Source organism: Polycladidibacter hongkongensis (genome assembly GCF_001561995.1).
Classification (GTDB): domain Bacteria; phylum Pseudomonadota; class Alphaproteobacteria; order Rhizobiales; family Stappiaceae; genus Pseudovibrio; species Pseudovibrio hongkongensis.
Genome location: NZ_LLWC01000024.1, coordinates 156564 through 175954, shown reverse-complemented (window position 1 = coordinate 175954; position 19391 = coordinate 156564). Strand labels below are relative to the sequence as shown.

At 55.0% G+C, this 19391-nt stretch carries 18 protein-coding genes; 6 read left to right on the top strand and 12 right to left on the bottom strand.

Annotated features, from left to right (window positions below; genetic code table 11):
• Window positions 1–7: 7 nt before the first annotated feature.
• Window positions 8–2095 (bottom strand): ArnT family glycosyltransferase, encoded by a 2088-nt coding sequence (locus tag AYK82_RS12290; RefSeq protein WP_208976488.1) that lies wholly within the window; start codon window positions 2093–2095, stop codon window positions 8–10.
• A gap of 292 nt (window positions 2096–2387) precedes the next feature.
• On the opposite strand from AYK82_RS12290, the gene AYK82_RS12285 reads away from it, so the two are divergent.
• Together AYK82_RS12285 and AYK82_RS12280 are read left to right on the top strand one after the other, a co-directional pair.
• Window positions 2388–2888: a CAP domain-containing protein gene (locus AYK82_RS12285; protein WP_068316209.1), complete on the top strand. Its 501-nt coding sequence runs from the start codon at window positions 2388–2390 to the stop codon at window positions 2886–2888.
• 47 nt (window positions 2889–2935) lie between these two features.
• Window positions 2936–5005 carry a M3 family metallopeptidase gene (locus AYK82_RS12280; RefSeq protein WP_068316205.1) on the top strand — a complete coding sequence of 690 codons (2070 nt, stop codon included), beginning with the start codon at window positions 2936–2938 and terminating at the stop codon, window positions 5003–5005.
• A gap of 198 nt (window positions 5006–5203) precedes the next feature.
• Here the strand turns inward: AYK82_RS12280 and AYK82_RS12275 are convergent, their stop codons facing one another.
• The 5 genes from AYK82_RS12275 to AYK82_RS12255 form a co-directional block, all read right to left on the bottom strand.
• Window positions 5204–5575, bottom strand: coding sequence for a DUF423 domain-containing protein (locus tag AYK82_RS12275; protein ID WP_068316202.1), 372 nt, complete (start codon window positions 5573–5575; stop codon window positions 5204–5206).
• 44 nt (window positions 5576–5619) lie between these two features.
• Window positions 5620–7449, bottom strand: coding sequence for a single-stranded-DNA-specific exonuclease RecJ (recJ, locus tag AYK82_RS12270; protein WP_244265761.1), 1830 nt, complete (start codon window positions 7447–7449; stop codon window positions 5620–5622).
• Between the two features lie 161 nt (window positions 7450–7610).
• Complete coding sequence (glpX, locus tag AYK82_RS12265; protein ID WP_068316199.1) at window positions 7611–8606, bottom strand: class II fructose-bisphosphatase; 996 nt, start codon at window positions 8604–8606, stop codon at window positions 7611–7613.
• Between the two features lie 48 nt (window positions 8607–8654).
• The gene (locus AYK82_RS12260; protein ID WP_068316197.1) at window positions 8655–9980 is read right to left on the bottom strand and encodes a homoserine dehydrogenase; all 1326 of its coding nucleotides are present in this window, start codon (window positions 9978–9980) and stop codon (window positions 8655–8657) included.
• Between the two features lie 76 nt (window positions 9981–10056).
• Entirely contained in the window at window positions 10057–11241 is a 1185-nt protein-coding gene (locus tag AYK82_RS12255; protein ID WP_068316194.1) for an LL-diaminopimelate aminotransferase, read from the bottom strand.
• A 235-nt stretch (window positions 11242–11476) separates the two neighbouring features.
• Here AYK82_RS12255 and AYK82_RS12250 point away from each other — a divergent pair, with 235 nt between their 5' ends.
• Window positions 11477–11842 (top strand): pyrophosphohydrolase domain-containing protein, encoded by a 366-nt coding sequence (locus tag AYK82_RS12250; protein ID WP_068316191.1) that lies wholly within the window; start codon window positions 11477–11479, stop codon window positions 11840–11842.
• A 31-nt stretch (window positions 11843–11873) separates the two neighbouring features.
• Here AYK82_RS12250 and AYK82_RS12245 read toward each other — a convergent pair whose 3' ends face one another.
• Window positions 11874–12188: a hypothetical protein gene (locus AYK82_RS12245; RefSeq protein WP_068316188.1), complete on the bottom strand. Its 315-nt coding sequence runs from the start codon at window positions 12186–12188 to the stop codon at window positions 11874–11876.
• Between the two features lie 330 nt (window positions 12189–12518).
• On the opposite strand from AYK82_RS12245, the gene AYK82_RS12240 reads away from it, so the two are divergent.
• A complete protein-coding gene (locus AYK82_RS12240; protein WP_068316185.1) occupies window positions 12519–14330 on the top strand; it encodes a PHA/PHB synthase family protein in 1812 nt (603 codons plus the stop codon).
• Between the two features lie 29 nt (window positions 14331–14359).
• Window positions 14360–14968, top strand: a complete 609-nt coding sequence (locus AYK82_RS12235) for a DUF6653 family protein (protein WP_068316181.1) — start codon at window positions 14360–14362, stop codon at window positions 14966–14968.
• 52 nt (window positions 14969–15020) lie between these two features.
• Here the strand turns inward: AYK82_RS12235 and AYK82_RS12230 are convergent, their stop codons facing one another.
• Window positions 15021–15662 (bottom strand): class I SAM-dependent methyltransferase, encoded by a 642-nt coding sequence (locus tag AYK82_RS12230; protein WP_068316178.1) that lies wholly within the window; start codon window positions 15660–15662, stop codon window positions 15021–15023.
• 94 nt (window positions 15663–15756) lie between these two features.
• Between AYK82_RS12230 and AYK82_RS12225 the strand changes: the two genes are divergently transcribed.
• Window positions 15757–16665: a LysR family transcriptional regulator gene (locus AYK82_RS12225; protein ID WP_068316175.1), complete on the top strand. Its 909-nt coding sequence runs from the start codon at window positions 15757–15759 to the stop codon at window positions 16663–16665.
• Between the two features lie 264 nt (window positions 16666–16929).
• On the opposite strand, the gene rpsI is transcribed toward AYK82_RS12225, so the two are convergent.
• The 4 genes from rpsI to AYK82_RS12205 all read right to left on the bottom strand — a co-directional run bounded on the left by rpsI (window position 16930) and on the right by AYK82_RS12205 (window position 19348).
• Entirely contained in the window at window positions 16930–17406 is a 477-nt protein-coding gene (rpsI, locus tag AYK82_RS12220) for a 30S ribosomal protein S9 (RefSeq protein WP_068316172.1), read from the bottom strand.
• A gap of 2 nt (window positions 17407–17408) precedes the next feature.
• Window positions 17409–17873 (bottom strand): 50S ribosomal protein L13, encoded by a 465-nt coding sequence (gene rplM, locus AYK82_RS12215; RefSeq protein ID WP_068316169.1) that lies wholly within the window; start codon window positions 17871–17873, stop codon window positions 17409–17411.
• A gap of 412 nt (window positions 17874–18285) precedes the next feature.
• The gene (locus tag AYK82_RS12210; protein WP_156453347.1) at window positions 18286–18774 is read right to left on the bottom strand and encodes a hypothetical protein; all 489 of its coding nucleotides are present in this window, start codon (window positions 18772–18774) and stop codon (window positions 18286–18288) included.
• Between the two features lie 133 nt (window positions 18775–18907).
• On the bottom strand, window positions 18908–19348 hold the full coding sequence (locus AYK82_RS12205) for a PaaI family thioesterase (protein WP_068316163.1): 441 nt from the start codon (window positions 19346–19348) through the stop codon (window positions 18908–18910).
• Window positions 19349–19391: the final 43 nt, after the last annotated feature.

Below are 19391 nucleotides of genomic sequence, written 5' to 3'. Positions count from 1 at the left end.
TTTCCCTTTAGTTTGTGCGCACTGGCGCGGTCTCTGCTGCCCGCTGCAACACATCAATGGACATCTCCTTGCCCCCGTTGATATTCAGCCCGTCCACATGACCAATCTTTGTCACATGCAAACCAAGTGCCTGCACAGCGGCATCGAATGCTGCTTTGTGCCGCTGATCGACTATAGCAACCCGGCAGCTGTTGCCCTCAGATAGGAACTCAGCCGCCCTTGTGCCATCCGCCAGTATGGTTTTTGTGCCTTGCAAGAACACAAAGCTCGGCTCGTTGAACCCAGCCGTGATCACTTGCGGTTCTGCACAATGGCTACCGCTGTCAATCGCTGCCACCAGCCGAGGCGATAGCCAGATCGGGCTAAGCGACGGGCCCACAAATCCCCAAAAGCCGGTCATCACCACCGCTGCGCTAACGCCAGCTCCAAACACACTGGCAAGCACTTCTTGGCGCAGCATCTGCCGCGCCGACCAAACAGCCAGAACCGCGCCGAAAATACATAGCGCCGCACCAGCAGGTGAAGGCCAAACGCCCAGCCATGCAGGCCCTGCTAAAGCGGCTATCGCTACCAGCACCGCCACCAGCCCAAGCAGCCCCGCAGCAGTGCGGCGCAACCACAACCGCTGCGCACCTGCAGGTTCCAGCAGCAAAACCGCCCCCACAGCCATTGCCAGAGCTGGCAACATCGGCATTGTGTAATGCGGTAGCTTGGTTGTTACCAACTCAAACACCAGCCACGATGGCACAAGCCAGCAAAGCGCAAACACCAAAACCTGTGCTTTACGCGCCCGCCACAGCGCCGGGGCGCTAAGCACAGCAAACGCTGATAGCGGCCAGAAAATCACAAAGCTGATCGCGAAATGAGTCAAAGGCGGCGCGCCATGCCCCTCTTGTCCCTGCGAAACCTTGCCAAGTAGATCTCGCCCAATCGCTTCTTGGAAAAACGCTCCGTCCGTGGCCAGATAAATGGCGATCAACCACGGCAACACCAGCGCCAGCAACACCGCCAAGCCGGACAGTGGCGCCAGCATACGCACGAGTGCCAAGCGTCGCTCGTACACCACTAGCCCGGCAACCGTAAGTCCGCTTACCATTAGCCCCACAGGCCCCTTGATAAGCGTTGATATGCCCAAAGAAACCCAGAAGACCAACATCAAAGGCCAGTGAATTTTGAGTGTATCCAGCGTGCCTGCATCTCTTGCGCTGCGCCAACGCAACCACAACCGCGCAAGCGCCCCTTGTGCCAAGACTATAAACGCCAGCAAGGCGGCATCGGTTTTACCCAGTCGCGCCTCTACACTCAATATAATCGTCGTCGCCAGCAACATAGCACCGGTAAGCGCAGCCGCTGGACCCATAAACGCTCGCGCTGCCCAATATGTCCCAAGCACTGCCGCAATGGCACCAAGCAAGGAAGGCAGGCGGTAAACCCACAAAGGCGCGGCCTCCCCGTACCCCGTCAGCTTGGCTGCTGCCACTTGCAACCAGTAGACCCCCACCGGCTTTTTGTTCCGGCCCTCATCCTGAAAACGAATCTGAACATAATCGCCACTCTCCAACATTTGTTTGGAGGCCTGCGTGAAGCGTGGCTCATCGCGATCAAGCGGCGGCACCGCCATCTGCCCAGCGCAAAACATAGCGAGGCTGAACAAGATCAAAAACAACGGGGCGATCAAGCGGTGGCCAAACACCCGCAGCCACATGGGCAAAGCGGGATTGCTCTTGGCCTGTTCTTCGGCCTTTGTTTGATCCTGAGCAGTTTCATGAGCCTGCTCCTGCGCGCTCTGTCGCGAAGCCATACACTCTGCTTGAGAAGCGGGATTTTGCGCAGCAGCGACCTCGCGCACCTCCCCTGTCGTTGTTGTATCGGAGCTCTCATCACGTGCAGCAGGGCTTGTATCGACGGCGCCCACCTCAGGGTCCGCAATATCTTGTGGCAAGCGCGCATCGGCAGTATCTACGCCCACACCCTGAAGCCTATCCTCGTGCTGTGTTTCACGGGTGCTATCGCCCTCACCGCTCTTCGTCTGCGGCGCTGTGTCCGCTGTGCCCGCGCGCGCGTCATCTTGGTCTGGCTTATTCTTGTCTTCCATCCATAATCTCCAAAACAACCGCGCCGATACTAGAGTGCGAGCGTTAACCTCTGATTGACCGCGCCATAGCGCGACCCGCATCAACGCCAAGTCTTGTAGCTTGCAGCGCATTTTGTAAGATTCTGCAAGTCAACCCCAGTGAAAGCCGCACTCGTCCCCGAAATTATCATTGCGGCAAGCCACAATTTTCACATAAACCGAATTCTGGCATAAAGACCATCCAGCAAAAGGAACTCTTGCTCTGTCATTTGTATAAGAGCAATAACAAGCATTCATTTCATTCGGGGGAACAATGCGCAAATTATACATCAGCGCCTGTGCACTGCTTGGTCTTTTAGTTTTGGTGGGTTGCAACTCCACCTCTACAGAGCATGTCGATATGAGCGAAGTTGCCATAAGCCAAAGCGCCGCACTGGCAAAGCTGAACAGCTATCGCCGCAGCCATGGCCTTGCACCGCTTAAAGCCGATCTGCACCTTAAAAGCGTTTCACAGAATATGGCGAACCATATCGCCCAGCAGGACAGCCTCGCCACCTCGTGGCACTCAGCCTACTCGCTGAAACAGCGCACCCAGACCAACAATTACCGCTCTTTTGCCGGTGCAGAAAACCTTGGAGCGGGCTACACCTCGCTGGACGCAGCCATAACCGGCTGGAAAACCTCAAAAGATCACAACAAGAATCTGCTAAATCCCAATGTTACCCATATGGGCATCGCGCGCACCAGTCGTGCCGATGGCACCTATCGCAATTTCTGGGTTATGACCCTTGCCGCCCCGCTCAGCGGCTCCTAACTAAAGCCCACAATACTTTTTAGCACCGCTTGGTCATCGGAGGATGCATGACACTGCAAAAAACGCGCGCGCAAAACCCATTGTTACAAGACTGGACAGCCCCCTACGGTTTGCCGCCCTTTGCACAAATCAATCCGGCCCATTACCGCCCTGCATTCGCACAGGGCATGCAAGAACGGCTGAAGAATGTCGCCCGCATCGCTCAAAACCCGGCGGAGCCCACCTTTGAAAACACCATTGAGGCTATGGAACTCTGTGAGATCGCTCTGGAGAAAGTAGCCGCGGTGTTCTACAATCGCACAAGTGCGCATACCTCTGCCGAACTGCAAGAAATCGAGCGCGAAATGGCCCCGAAGATCGCGCAGAACAACACCGCAGTGCTTCTGAACAGCCAACTGTTCGCGCGTATCGCCACGCTTTTTGAAAAGCACAAGAAGCTGGATCTGACGCAAGAACAATTCCAGCTTTTGAAGCGCTACTACAAGGCACACAAACGCGCAGGCGCCGGTCTTGATGACGAAGCCAAACACCGCATCGGTGAAATCAATCAGGAGCTTGCCGCCCTCGGCACCCAATTCTCGCAAAATGTCCAGCAGGACGAAGCAGCTTTTGTTCTACCGCTGGAAAGCGCGGAGGACACTGCGGGTCTGCCGCAATTCCTGCTGGATGCTGCCGCAGAAGCTGCCCGCACGCGCGACCTCAAAGCCCCCTATGTGGTAACATTGTCTCGCTCCCTTTACGAGCCATTCTTGCAGTTTTCAGCGAATCGCACCTTGCGTGAAAAGCTGCTCACCGCCTTCACCTCCCGTGGAAATGAAAAGAATTGGGCCATCGTCAGCCAAACCCTCAAGCTGCGTCAGGAAAAGGCGAAGCTTCTCGGCTACCCCACCTACGCCCACTATAAACTTGAGGACACCATGGCCGGTACGCCAGAGGCGGTCAACGATCTGCTCGCCAAGGTCTGGCACCCTGCCCGTCGCAAGGCTTTAACAGAAACAGCTGAGCTGCAAGCTATTGCCACAACGAACGACGCAGATCTGCTCGTTCGCCCCCACGACTGGCGCTATTATTCCGAGCAAAACCGCAAGGCCCGCTTCGATCTGGATGAGGCGGAGCTAAAACCCTACTTCACATTGGAGAACATGCTGGCAGCTATCTTCAAGACCGCGCAGCGCCTCTTCAACGTAACCGCAAAAGAACGCTTCGACCTAGAACTCTATCACGAAGATTGTCGCGCCTTTGATATTCTTGATGAGGATGGCCGCAAGATCGGCCTGTTCCTTGCCGATCTGTTCGCCCGCCCTTCCAAACGCTCTGGCGCATGGAAAAGCTCGTTTCAGGACCAGCACAAGCTGGGCAGCGGCGCCAAGCCGATTATTGTCAACGTGCTCAACCTCGCCAAGGCGCCGGAAGGCCAACAAACCCTGCTTACGCTGGATGATGCCCGCACCCTGTTCCATGAATTCGGCCACGCCTTGCACGGCTTGCTGTCCAATGTGACCTACCCCTCGCTATCAGGCACCAAGGTCACGCGCGATTTCGTCGAATTGCCCTCCCAGCTTCTGGAGCACTGGCTCATGACCCCGCAGATTCTGGAGGAATTTGCCCGCCACGCACAAACTGGCGAGCCCATGCCGCAATCCCTGCTTGCCAAGATCAAAGCGGCTGAAACCTACAATCAAGGCTTCCAGTCTGTCGAGTACTTGGCAACGGCCATGGTCGATGCTGCCTTGCACCAGAATACCGGCCCCGTTCCAGATGATTTGCAAGCAGAACAGACACGCATTCTAACCGAAATCGGTATGCCCGAGGCAATCGTTATGCGCCATGCCACACCGCATTTACTGCATGCATTCGCAGGAGATTTCTATGCCAGCGAATATTACAGCTATCTCTGGTCAGAAGTTATGGATGCAGACGCCTTTGCCGCCTTTGAAGAAGCTGGCGATCCATTTGACGGCGCAACCGCTCGGTCGCTGAAGGATAATGTTTTTTCCGTCGGCGGCAGCGTAGACCCCAAAGACGCCTATATTGCCTTTCGCGGAGCATTGCCAGATGCCACCGCATTGCTGCGAGGTCGCGGGTTGTTAGAGTTAAGCAATACAACCTTAGATTAGTACTAGTCAGTTTCAGGCAAGTTGACTCAACCATAAGGTGCATCAGGCATTTATTGCCTCTATTGATGCACCAAACTCTGTTTAGGCGAGACCGGTCTGTTCCGTGTCTCGCCTCTTTTTTGCCAAGAGGATGGGCGAGCTTGATTTCGCCAGCCCGCTTTCCACCACCCTAAACATTGGCTAAATGGCAATATTCAGCTATTCCGGCTTGCGAAACGCGCAGACAACCGCGCCAACGGACAAGAACAACCAGCCCATCGCCATGGCAATGCCCCCTGTGGGCGCCGCCATGTAAAACATACGCTCCCCGCTTAGCAGCCTTACCGCCAAGTCACCGCAAAACAACAACTCACCTACAACCATAGCGATTAGTGCCGCCTGAAACATCCGGCTAAATTGGCCCTGCAGCAACCACGCCAATCCAAGATACGCCAAGGCACTGGTTAGCGTGAACTGCGAGATCAACCCCAAATAAGCGCCATCACCATGAGCCGCAGCCGCAGCACTCAACACACCCACAGCTCCGCTCAATCCACTAGCAAACAGCGCCGTCGCCGCCCAAATTCTCATAGTATTGTCCCTATCTCCTGCAAACCTACCAAAGCTTGCCCAATTTACCCGTAGCGCGATGTCTCTGGCCGCGCCGCATCAATAATGCGCAGCTGCACCTTAGGCTGCCCCTGCCACGTATCAAGGCTGAGGGCGCCAGCAACATGCAAGGCTTTGCCCCGCGAGGCCTGCAACAAGTCTCCCAGTGGCTGCCCCAGTGCCTTAAATGCTATTGCTTTTAAACTGGTACCGTCATTGCCCCCGAGTGTCACCCGCAGGTGCCCCTTGCCAACCTCGTCAACATATTTCACCAAGACAGAGGGCAGCGCAAACACCGGCTCACTGTGCCCTGCGCCATATGGCCCTGCCTGTTCCAACTGATCCAGCAGCGCCACGCTCGCCCCGGCCGGGGTCACCACCCCATCCAGCTTCAGCACCCGCTCTTGCCGCGCTGCGGCTACATCATCACGCAGCCGCTCATCCATAAACGCCCTAAGTTCTGCCACATTGCTCTGTTCTACCGTCAGCCCCGCTGCCATGGCATGCCCGCCACCCTTGACCAAAAACCCGGCCTCCACAGCCGCCCGCACCGCTGCCCCCAGATCGACACCGTCAATGGATCGACCCGAGGCAGTACCCAGCCCATCCTTGCCAAAGGCTATGGCAAAGCTGGGGCGCGTATAACGTTCTTTCAAGCGCGAGGCCAACAGCCCCACAACACCAGGATGCCAGCCATCAGAGCCCGTTAACAGCACCGCCGGTCCCGCCTCACTATCCCCGCTGCATTGCTGGAAAGCCTGCGCCTCCGCCTCTTCCAGCATCACCGCTTCCAGCGCCTGCCGTTCTTTGTTAAGCCGCTCCAATGTTGCTGCCAAATGCTCCGCCTCACTGCGATCATCGCAGGATAGCAGCTTGGCCCCCAGCGCAGAATCGCCAATGCGCCCACCCGCATTGATGCGCGGGCCGAGCATATACCCCAGATGAAACGGGCTCGGTTTGCCAGAAACCCGCGAAATATCCGCAAGCGCCGCCAGCCCCACATTCTCCCGCTTTGCCATCACCTGCAGGCCCTTGGTCACATAGGCGCGATTAAGCCCCTTGAGCGGCACCACATCACACACAGTGCCAAGTGCCACCAAATCAAGCAATGCCATCAGATCCGGCAATTGTGCCGCAGTCGCCCTATGCTTGGCACGCAATTCGCGATTGACAGCCACCAGAAACAAAAACACCACGCCGCAAGCTGCCAAATGGCCTTGCCCGGACAGATCATCCTGCCGGTTCGGGTTGACCAATGCGCCCACCGGGGGCAGCGTCTCACCCACTTGGTGGTGATCAAGCACCAACACCTCAAGCCCCAGCTTGGCAGCATGCGCAAACGCCTCGAACGAGGTCGAGCCACAATCCACGCTCACCACCAGCTGCGCCCCTTGGTCGTGCAACTGCTCCAGCGCTGCCGGATTGGGGCCATAGCCATCAATCAACCGATCAGGAATGTAAATTTGCGGCTCAATGCCCAAATGGCGCAAGTAACGCAGCAGCAGCGTCGCCGAGGTTGCCCCGTCCACGTCATAATCGCCAAACACCGCAAGCGGCGTCCTCTCTACAATCGCGGTGGCAAACCGCGCCGCTGCCTTATCCATATCCACCAAGGAAGAAGGATCGGGCATCAACTCCTTTAAGGACGGGTTGAGAAAACTCTCTGCCGCCGCCAAACCCACAGCACGCCCGGCCAGAACCCGCGCCACAACCTCGTTCAGCCCAGCCCGCTGCGCCATCGCCAGTGCCTGCACGGCCCCTTCCTCGGATAGGCGGTCTCGCCAACTGCGCCCCAAAGCCGATTGCCGAACCCCGAGGATAAGCGGATGCTGCGCCGCTGCCTGTGCAAATGCCACGTGTGTCTCTCTTTGTCTGGTGTGCTGTTATGTGCTGCAAAAATGTTGATGAACTTTAGCCGCTTTCCTATGCGCTTAGCAAAGCTGTCCGCGGCAAAAAAGAAAAAGGCGCATGCCTTACGCACACGCCCTTATTCCGCTTTGTAAAACAACCTGCGCTGTTAATCCAAGTGGAATTTTTCCAGCTGGTGGTGCTGCGCCTCGATAAAGCGCACAGTGCCCGTGCTGGAACGCATCACCACCGTATGCGTGGAGATATGGTTGCGCCCCATCTTCACCCCGCGCAGGAAGTTGCCATCGGTTACACCTGTTGCGGCAAAAATCACATCTCCGCCCGCCATTTCTTCCATGGTGAACTTGCGATGGATGTCTTCAATGCCCATCCGGTGCGCCCGCTCCACCTGCTCCTCGCGGGTGATAACAAGTCGCCCCTCCATCTGGCCACCGATGCAACGCAGCGCGGCTGCCGCCAGTACGCCCTCAGGCGCACCGCCAGTGCCCACATAAAGGTCGATGCCGGTTTCATCAGGGTTGGTGGTATGAATAATACCAGCCACATCCCCATCACCAATCAGGTAAATAGAGGCTCCGGCAGCGCGGATTTCGTCAATCAGCTTTGCGTGGCGCGGCCGGTCCAGCACACACACGGTAAGCTCACCAACCGGCACACCTTTTGCCTTGGCAACACGATCCAGATTCACCGCAATTGGATCATCCAGATTGATTGTGCCCGCCGGATAACCCGGCCCAATCGCAATTTTCGCCATGTAGCTATCAGGGGCATTTAGCAAATCCCCCTCCGGCGCCAGCGCAATCACCGCGATAGAGTTTGGCATATTCTTAGCGCACAAAGTGGTGCCCTCCAGCGGATCAAGGGCAATATCCACTTTCGGTCCCGCTTTGGTGCCAACCTTCTCGCCAATATAGAGCATAGGCGCTTCATCGCGCTCACCCTCGCCGATCACCACCGTTCCCTCAATGGGCAGCTGGTTCAACTCGCGGCGCATCGCATCCACCGCAGCTTGGTCTGCGGCTTTCTCGTCCCCACGTCCGCGCAACCGTGCAGCAGAAACGGCAGCCCGTTCTGTCACACGCGCAAGTTCCAACGTCAGGATTCGATCCAGAACGTCGATTTCCTCGGTTATACCTGTCGCCATTCCATTCCTCGGCAGAGTTCGTTTGCCATCCAGTAACACTGGCAGGGTTTAGTTTAGGTTTTCAATCCGCAACATCTGCGGCTTGCCATCAATCACATTCAGGGCTGTGATAGATTCAAGTGCCTCACGCACCGCCAATTCGGTGGTGTCATGGGTAATCAAAATAACCGGCAGCGGCTCTTTGCCATCCTGCTCGTTCACCGGCTCTGCGCCCACCGGGCCGCGTCGCTGGACGATGGATTGCAAGGAGATGCCTTTTTGTGCCATTTCCTGCGCAATCAGAGCAAAGGCGCCTGCGGTATCTTTTAGGGTAAGACGAATGTAGTACCCCCCCTCATGGCGGCGCATCAGCGCGCGCTTATAAGGCTGCAACTGCGCACAAGGGGTGCCAAACACCGGCAGGCGTACACCGCGGCCAATGTCGATCAGATCTGCTACAACAGAGGAAGCCGTTGCATCCCCCCCAGCACCGGGACCAACCAGCACAACCTCGCCCACAGCATCCCCATCAGCGGCAACTGCATTGAGAACACCGCTCACCCGCGCAATCGCCGAGTTTTTCGGCACCATTGTCGGATGAACGCGCTGTTCAATACCTGTATCGGTCTTCTGTGCCACCCCAAGCAGCTTGATACGGTACCCAAGCTCCTCAGCTGCCAGAATATCTGCCGTAGTGATCGAGGTAATCCCCTCCACATAGATATCATCGGCTGATACTTGCGTGCCAAATGCCAGCGATGTCAGCAATGCCAGCTTGTGTGCTGTATCATAACCTTCAATATCAAAGGTCGGATCCGCTTCTGCGTAGCCAAGGCGCTGCGCATCGGCAAGACACGCATTAAAGGACAAGCCCTCGCGCTCCATCCGCGTCAAAATATAGTTGCAGGTGCCGTTCAAAATGCCATAGACGCGGCTCACATCATTGCCCGCCAGCGTCTCGCGCATGCTCTTAACGATTGGAATCCCGCCAGCAACCGCCGCCTCGTAATTCAGGCTAACACTGTTCTCTTCTGCAAGCGTGGCCAGCGCCACACCGTGCTTGGCAAGCAGCGCTTTATTGGCGGTAATAACGTGCTTTCCAGCTTTCAGCGCCGCTTCCACACTGGCAAGGGCATCACCATCTTCGCCGCCAATCAGCTCTACAAAGACGTCAATACTGGGCGCCTTCGCCAGCGACACCGCATCGTCAAACCACTGCGCTCCGGACAAATCTATGCCACGGTCTTTTCCTTTTGAGCGGGCGGTCACCCCGGTCAGCTCGAACTGGCATTGACTGCGGGTGGCCAGCATCTGTGCCTTTTCCAGCACAATGCGACAAAACGAAACGCCCACTGTTCCCAGTCCGGCGACACCTACTTTGATCTTTGCACTCATAATCGAATGACCTGTCTACTTCGTTCTCTAACGAAAACCGGGCTAAAGAGCCCGGTTTCCTTATCATCTATTATGTTTACAGCGATTTAGAATTATCAAACAACTTACGCAAGTTGCGCGCTGCCTGACGGATCCGCTGTTCATTCTCTACCAAGCCTAGGCGGACAAACCCCTCGCCATGCTCGCCAAAGCCAATACCCGGCGCCACGGCAAGATCGGCCTTCTCGATGAGCATCTTGGAAAAGCCCAACGAACCAAGGTGCTCGAATTTTTCGGGGATAGGTGCCCAAGCAAACATCGAGGCCTCCGGCGAAGGAATATCCCAGCCAGCCCGGCCAAACGTATCCACCAGCACATCACGGCGCTTGCGATATACCTCGCGGGTTGCCTGAATACACGCGTCAGAGCCATTCAGCGCAGTGGCCGCAGCAACCTGAATTGGCGTGAACGCGCCATAATCCAGATAGGACTTCACCCGTGCCAAGGCGCTAATCAACCGCTCGTTGCCAACTGCAAAACCCATGCGCCAACCCGGCATTGAGAAGGTTTTCGACAGCGAGGTAAACTCTGCCGCCACATCCATAGCCCCCGGCACCTGCAAGATAGAAGGTGGCGGCGTATCGCCAAAGTAAATTTCAGAATACGCCAGATCGGACAGGATAAAGATCTCGTGTTTGCGGGCAAAGGCCACCACATCACGATAGAAATCCAGATCTGCACAGGCCGCTGTCGGGTTTGCCGGGAAGCATAGGATTATTGCAATTGGCTTGGGTACAGAGTGGATCACCGCCCGCTCCAGCGCCTCAAACAACTCCGGCCCCGGTGTTGCCGGAATTGAGCGCAGTGAAGCACCGGCCATCAGAAAGCCGAAGGCATGGATCGGGTAGCTCGGATTTGGCACCAGCACCACATCACCCGGCGCCGTAATCGCTTGCGCCATATTGGCAAAGCCCTCTTTAGAGCCGAGGGTGGCCACAACCTGCGTATCCGGATTCAGTTTCACGCCAAAGCGGCGCTCGTAATAGTTGGCTTGCGCTTTACGCAGGCCCGGAATCCCCTTGGAAGCGGAATAGCGGTGTGTGCGCGGATTCTGCACAGTCTCCACCAGCTTATCAACAATATGCTGTGGCGTTGGCAGATCCGGGTTGCCCATACCCATATCAATGATATCGGCTCCCGCCGCTCGCGCTTTTGCTTTCAGACGGTTCACTTGTTCAAAGACATATGGCGGTAGCCGGCGTGTCTTGTGAAAGTCTTCCATGACGCGAGTCTCGCTTTCTTACTAATTTCGCAAATGCTATCTAAGGTTTTAGATTACCCATATGAATCATCTGGGTAGTCTCGGGTTTAGCAGGTGGCGCGACATTTTGCATCGCTCCATAGGCATATTCCGGCGTTTTTTTTGCTTTGCCACCGTTCCCTGTGAAAGAACAGTAGAGCTTACCTAGTTTAGCATCGATATTCCCGTTTCGATTGATGAGGAAAGACCAATTTTAATGGCAAAAACCGCAAGAACCCTTCCGGAACTAACTGAGAAGGCCAAACAGGTCAGTGATATCTATGCAAAAGCCTTTGCTATTGAACGCAACGACATGTGGTATCTGGCCAAGCTGACCGAAGAATTGGGGGAGCTAACCGCGGCCTACCTGAAACACAGTGGCCAAGGCCGCACCAATGGCGCAAGTGCAGACGAGCTATTGAACGAGTTGAACCGCGAGGCTGCCGATGTCATGGCACACCTGCTCCTCTTTGCCGATCATGCGGGGCTAGATATTGAAAGTGCCCTTGATGAAAAATGGTTTGCCCGCCTAAGCGCGCTTCCCGCGTGCCTACACATGCAAGAAGATGCATCAGATAGCTAAAGCCTCAGGTCCAACAACGCGATACAAAACACTAAGGCGCTTGCAGCTGCTCTTTCTGCTTTTGGGCAAGGCTTTGGATTTCTGCAATTGTTGCACCGCTGGAGCTTACCGCCCCACCTTCGGCTTCATTCCCCTGCGCCGCTTGACCCAATTGGTTTATGCGCGCCTGTTTGCCAGCCGGGCTTAGCAACTTTTCTTGCTGCGTCTCTTGCAGCCCACGCAGTGGCGTCGGAGGCTCATCCGTTGCCGCTTCGTACACCGTCAAGCTATCGTTAAACGCACAGGCGGACACCAAAATACCAAGTAACCCCACGATAACCACTTGGCGAACGGCAGCAGTGCGCATCAAAATCCCCTAAATTAGAAAGTCAAAAATTCAAAACCCGTGCCTGTTTTAAAGCACAATACGTGGTTTGCAACCTTTGGTTTCTACCAGCATCTCAGAGTATTCACCCCCTGTTTTTTCAGGGTGCTCAATTCACAGCGCTGACATTAGCGTTGATTAGGTTGGCCGCTGCCCCCAACTTATGACGAGTTGCGCTTATACCAAGCCGCCCCCAATATTTGAGAGGCAACACAAGAGCGGGCGAAGCATGCGATCAAAACGCCATGCACCTCTCCTCTCTTGGTCACGGGCCCATTGCAGTTCAAGTTTTGATGATCCAAGGAATTTTCCATGACCGCGCAAAGCAAATCCAACCCCCTCTTAGATTTCATTGTGAACAACCCCGAGGCATTTGCGCAAAACCTCGCCAAAATGGCAGAAAACGGCGGCAAGGCCCTTGCGGCTTATCTGGAGCCGCGCGAGACCAAACAAACCAGCGACACCACACCAGAGGATCTCGCTAATCTCGTCAAATCCCTCTCGCCTGTTGCCGAATACTGGATGAAAGACCCCTCCCGCGCCATCGAGGCCCAAACCCGCCTGTGGTCCGGTTATATGAACATCTGGAACAACACCCTGAAGACCATGGTGGGCGACGCACCGCAAGACCCTGTCCTGCCAGACCCGAAAGACAAGCGCTTCAAAGACGAACAATGGCAGCAAGGCAATTTCTTTAATTTTCTTATGCAGATGTACTTGCTCACCAGCGATTGGGCACAAAATCTGGTGGAAGAAGCGGACGAACTGGACGACCATACCCGCCGTAAAGCCGCTTTCTACATGCGTCAGTTGGCCGCCGCCATGTCGCCATCAAACTTCGTTCTCACCAATCCTGAGCTTCTACAGGAAACCCTAGGCAACAACGCGGAAAATCTGGTCGATGGCCTTGATAAATTGGCCGAGGATATCCGCGCCGGGCACGGGCACTTGCGCATTCGCCAAACCGATCAAAGCAAATTCACGGTAGGCGAGAACATCGCCACCACCCCCGGCACCGTCATCCTGCGCAATGAGCTTTGCGAGTTGATCCAATACGCGCCAAGTACGCAAACAGCGCTAAAACGCCCGCTGCTTGTGATCCCCCCTTGGATCAATAAGTACTATATCCTTGATTTGAACGAGGAGAAATCCTGGATAAAATGGGCCGTATCACAAGGGCACACTGTCTTTGTCATTTCTTGGGTCAATCCGGACGAGACCCTCGCGCACAAAACATTTGAAGATTACATGCGCCAAGGCGTTCTGGAATGCGCCGAGAAACTGCAAAAAGTCTGCCGCACCAAAGAAATAAATGCAGTTGGCTACTGCGTGGGCGGCACCCTGCTGGCCGCCACTCTTGCTTACTTGGCAAAGCAGACAGAACCCTCCCCCTTTGCCAGTGCCACCTTCCTCACCACCCAAGTGGACTTCACCGAGGCAGGTGAATTGCAAATCTTCGTTGATGAAGAGCAACTATCCACGCTAGAGGCCCGCATGCAGGCCAAAGGCTATCTTGAAGGTAGCAAAATGGCCAATGCATTTAATATGTTGCGCGCCAACGACCTTATCTGGCCATACGTGGTGAACAACTATATCCGCGGCCAAGAGCCCTTCCCCTTCGACCTGCTCTACTGGAACTCCGACAGCACCCGCATGACGTCGGCCTGCCACTCCTTTTACCTGCGCAGCTGTTACCTCAACAACGAGCTTGCCTCAGGCACCATGCAGCTGGCCGGAGAAACGCTACAGCTGCACGACATCACCATTCCCGTGTTCCACCTTGCCACCAAAGAAGATCACATCGCCCCGGCCACCTCTGTCTTCAAAGGGGCGCAGCTCCTTGGCGGTGAGTGCGAGTTTGTCCTCAGCGGATCAGGGCACATTGCCGGTGTCGTTAACCCGCCGCACAAACAAAAATATCAATACTGGACCGGCCCTGCCCCGCATGGTTCGTTAGACTCTTGGCAAGAAAACGCCAAGGAACACGCAGGCTCTTGGTGGCCGCACTGGCAACAATGGATCACCAGTCAAGACCCGCAAACGGTAAAGGCGCGCAAACCATCCACCGCCGCAGCGAAAAAATATACTGAAGCGCCCGGCACCTATGTTAAAGTGAGGTACTAGGACAAAAACAACAGGGCCAAGATCGGTAGATGCCCAAATCACTGCCACCTAATGCAAAAAGCCACTTTCGGCGCGCGCCGCAGCGGGCAGAGCGCCGTTTCGTCGGCCACCTCAGCCCCGGAATGGGTAAAGATACGGCACGCCTGCGCTCTACCTCTTGGTGGAGCTTGGGCTTGCGCGCCATTACGCTTCCCCTCTTGCAGCTCGCTCTGTGGCAAAAACACCAGTTCGATTGGCCACACACCTTGGCCGCGCTGATTGTGCTGATTGCATGGACTTTGGCCAGCACCCGCATCGCTGCTGGCACAGGTCCAAAGCAAACGTGGTATGCGCACGCAATTTTCGGCGAGCGTGTCTGGCTCAATCAGCGGCTGGTGCCTGTCCCACAACGGCAAAACCTGCAAGCACTCGCGCTTCAGATCGCCTCGTTCCTATGCTTTGCTGCCGCCTGTTTCTTTGCTTATGCACACATGCTTCTACCGGCCATGGCGGCCACATTGATCTGTCATGCCAGCAAAGCGGCACAGCTAAACATTCTGGCACAGCTCTACATTGGCATGACCAAGAAAAACCCGGTCTACCGTACTTGGCTGCGCACACCACAAAACGACAACTCCAAGCGCGCCAAGAGTTCATAGAAGCTTGGCCTTGCCCGCCGCATCTTGGCAACTGAAGCCATAGCGGGCAGTCCTAGCAGCGTTTTCGAGCCACGATATAACGGCGCGGTGGCTTTGCCGGATAGTTGCCTGTCTCGAGAATATCAAATCCCGCCGCTTCAACCATCTTGTCCAACTCGGACACTGTAAAGAAGAACACCTCAGGCGCTTTGCCGACCATCTGCATCAGCGGCAACACGCCCCGCATCAATGCAATCTTTACATCAAAACCGCTGTCCTGCAGGCTAAATGTCTTGGAAATAAACAGTCCGCCGGGTTCCAGCATGTCGTGATACTGTTGCAAGACTTGCGGCAGATCCGGCACCAAATGCAATAGGTTGAACGCCATGATTGCATTAAACCGCCCCTCTCCGGCCAACACATCCTCTGCCCCGGCCCTCAAAAAGCGGGCATTGACAATCCCTTGATCCCGCGCCCCCTTCCGGGCGTAATCCACCATCTTTCCCGAGATGTCAGTACCAAGTATCTCGCCGCAACTACCGGCCAGCTTCAATGCAGTCATGCCCGAACCACACCCCACTTCCAACACTCGGTCACTGGACTTGAGATAAGAGCGGGTGCGCTCCAAAGTAAAGGTGTAGGCATCCATGTCCGAAATTGCAGACTTCACATAACCACTGGCAGTTTTATCCCAGAATGTTTCCGCAGTTTGCATAATAATCTCCTTAACAGCAGCAATTAGGAGTTATCTAACACAGTAGTTTCGCGCTATAATCGGCCAATGTCGTACTTAAACCATTCAAAATTGCATGAAACAACCCGCACACGCCTTTGATTGGAACCACGCCCGCGCTTTTCTCGCCGTCGCCCGTTGCGGTACGCTCACAGGCGCGGCCGAGGCGCTGAAGATGAGCCAACCAACTCTGGGGCGCCAAATTTCGGCGTTTGAAGAGGATTTGGGCGCATTGCTTTTTGATCGCATTGGCAGGCGGCTGGTCCTTACCGACGCAGGAAAAGCGATCGCCGACCAGCTCAGCCCAATGGCGGAAGCGGCCGAGCTCGCCTCGCTTTATGCCGCAGGTCAGGCTGAAACCATTGAAGGCACCCTCTCAATAACCGCCAGCGATGTTTTTGCCCTTTACTCATTGCCCCCGGCCATTGACCTGATACACAAGGTAGCGCCAAATCTCCGCCTAGAAATTATTGTTTCCAACCACCTGCAAGACTTACGCAGGCGCGAGGCAGACATCGCCATTCGCCATGTACGCCCGCAAGAGCCGGAGTTGATTGCCCGCCTTGTCTGCGAAAACACCGCAGGCTTCTACGCCTCGCAAAGCTACTTCATGGAAAACGGAATGCCGCAGTCTATGAAAGAGCTAGCGGGACACCAGTTCGTTGGTTTTGGTGATGATGATCGCTACATCGAATACCTGAAAGAACATGGCATCCCACTCACGGCAACCCACTGCTACACCAGCAGTGCCAGCGGCCTCATGGCGTGGCAGCTGGCCCTAAATGGCTATGGTATTATTCCCATGTCAAATGCAGTCGCCGCGCTGCACCCCACCATGCAGCGCATTAACATAGATGCCCTCACAGTCCATTATCCAACATGGCTGGTGACGCACCGGGAATTGCACACCAGCAAAAAGATCCGCCTTGTCTTTGATAGTCTCGCAGAGGCTTTGAAAACAGAAAACCCCGCTCCGGCTTTGTAATGGTGCCCCCATTCGCTAACGGGGGCAAGCGAATGTCGTGTAATTACTCGCTTCACCAATGACTTTGGTGCAAAACACAGATCGCAATGCGCTGGGTCGTAAAAATCCCATACATCATCCAGCAAGATACAACTGCAAATAGATTTAAACAGCCTCACTCGTTAGTTCTCCCAGTTCGCACAACTCCTGAAACCACTAGAGTATTACTCAAAGAAAAAGGCCACCCAAAGGGCGGCCTTTCCATAAGCTTTGTGCAAGCGAAGATTAACGCTTGGAGAACTGGAAGGAACGACGGGCTTTCGCCTTACCGTACTTCTTACGCTCAACCACACGGCTGTCGCGGGTGAGGAAGCCTTCTTTTTTCAGCGCGCCGCGCAGCTCTGGCTCGTAGTAGGTCAGGGCTTTGGAAATGCCGTGACGAACCGCGCCAGCCTGACCGGACAGACCACCACCGGTAACGGTGACAGTGATGTCGTACTGGCCATCACGCTCGGTCAGCATGATTGGCTGACGAATGATCAGCTGCAGCACAGGGCGTGCAAAGTAAGCAGAGTACTCACGCTTGTTGATGGTGATTTTGCCGGTGCCTGGTTTGATCCAGACGCGGGCAATCGCATCTTTACGCTTACCGGTTGCGTAGGCACGGCCTTGCGCATCCAGTTTCTGTACATGTACAGGAGCTTCTTCTGCTGCTGGGGCGATAGCTTCGCCCAGATCCTCAAGGGACTGTAGCTCAGACATAATTAACCCCTCAGTGCGTTTTTGGCATTCAAGCTCTTCACGTCAACCACTTCTGGAGACTGAGCTTCATGCTTATGATCTGCGTTCGCGTAAACACGCAGGTTAGACAGCTGACGACGTGACAGCGGCCCACCTGGCATCATGCGCTGAACAGCCTTTTCCAGAACACGCTCTGGGAAACGGCCTTCAATGATAGCGCGAGCTGTACGCTCTTTGATACCGCCTGGGTGACCGGTGTGCCAGTAGTACTTTTTGTTTTCGTACTTCTTGCCAGTCAGAACAACCTTGTCGGCATTAATAACGATAACGTTGTCGCCATCGTCGATATGTGGAGTGTAGGTCGGCTTGTGCTTGCCGCGCAGACGGTTAGCAATGAATGCAGCCAAACGGCCAACAACCACGCCTTCTGCGTCGATCAAGATCCACTTTTTCTCGACCTCTGCCACTTTGGTAGAGTGAGTTTTCATTATTCTGTACCGCTAATTGGACAGTTGAATTCGTTCAAGGCAACATCATCCAGCAGACAAGCCGCTGCGACGATGCCCCTCGTCGGCAATGGGTGATACGCGGAAGCAGGATCAACGTCAAGTACAAAAAAATTCAGAACACCTCAATAAATCTAATTATTTCAACGCCTTAACAAATAGGTATTATAATACCACATTTTTCCTGCGTTTTTTTGCGCTTTTCCACGCCATCTCTCTAAAAACTCGGAGAGGCAGTACCCGATGCATTAGCATATCTAAAACCCGCAACGGCTACCGCATACGCATACCCTGCCCCATGCGATTCCAAAACAGCAAGCGGCCCTTGAAATTGGCTGTAATCCCATTGCGCAAGCCATGTCCTGTTCAAGCAGCGCCTAGACAACCATGCAACTTAAGAAACCAAAGCAACCAGCGTTTGCCGCACGGAGGCAACCTGCTGCATAAAGGCTTGCACTTGGAACTCATAGAGAAACCAGTCGGCCCCATAACATGCAGCGTAGTAGCATAAACCAAAGATCGCGATGCCATAACTGCGCAACGAAAGCGGCGCATAGTGAACGGGGCGAAACAACCGCCATGCACCACGATAAATGTGCGTATTCAGCAGTGCGTTAGCAAGCAGCAAGTTAAAAAACACAAGAATAAGAAACAGAAAAGGAGCCCCCCAAAACGCTGTCTCTTCATAAAAAGATGTGCGCCGCAATGCCCCCATCAGGCGCGGCTCCTCCACCACATACAAATCCCATAGGGCTGGCACGACAATAATGAGCAGGGCATTCACACCCAAAAACGCCAGATACGCAACACTAAGCAAAAACGAAACAGCCTGAAATGGCCACAACAGGCCTAGACCGACCACTCTACGCAACTCGAAAAACACGAAAACGCCCTCACTGCCCAAAAACGCCGGATACATACGTTAAAAATATATTAAAATTTTATCTTTTCATGTACAAGCGTTTTTGCAGCGGGCGCACTCCATGATTTTTGCTAGAGTTTTCCAAACAATACAGCTAGGGCACAGCTGTTGCTACGGGTGGCAGAGCATAGGTCGCGCTGGCCTGGGCGATAAGTTGACCGCTGCTGCGCTCGATTAACATACAGTCGACGACCGCGAGCTGCCGCCCGAGCTTGAGCAACCGGCAATTCCCGTCTATCAGCCCTGCCTCCGCCTTGCGCATAAAATTTATATTCAGGCTTGTCGTAACGGCCAATGCCTGCCTGCCCACATGCGCCAGAATCACCGCATAGGCCGCAAGATCGGCAAGAGCCATCAACGCGGGCCCAGATACAGTGCCACCGGGCCGCAACTGCTCCTGCCCTGCAGTCAACGAAACCTGCGCATAGCCAGCGCCAACCGCCTCGATCCGGTAAATCGGGTTTCTTCCATAGATCTGCGGAAACACCTCCTGCAGGTAGCGCTCCAACTGACCTGCATCAAGTTTTAGCTGCATAGCTCCCCTCCCGCTTCGCTTTGAGCTCCCGCCCGCACAAGCC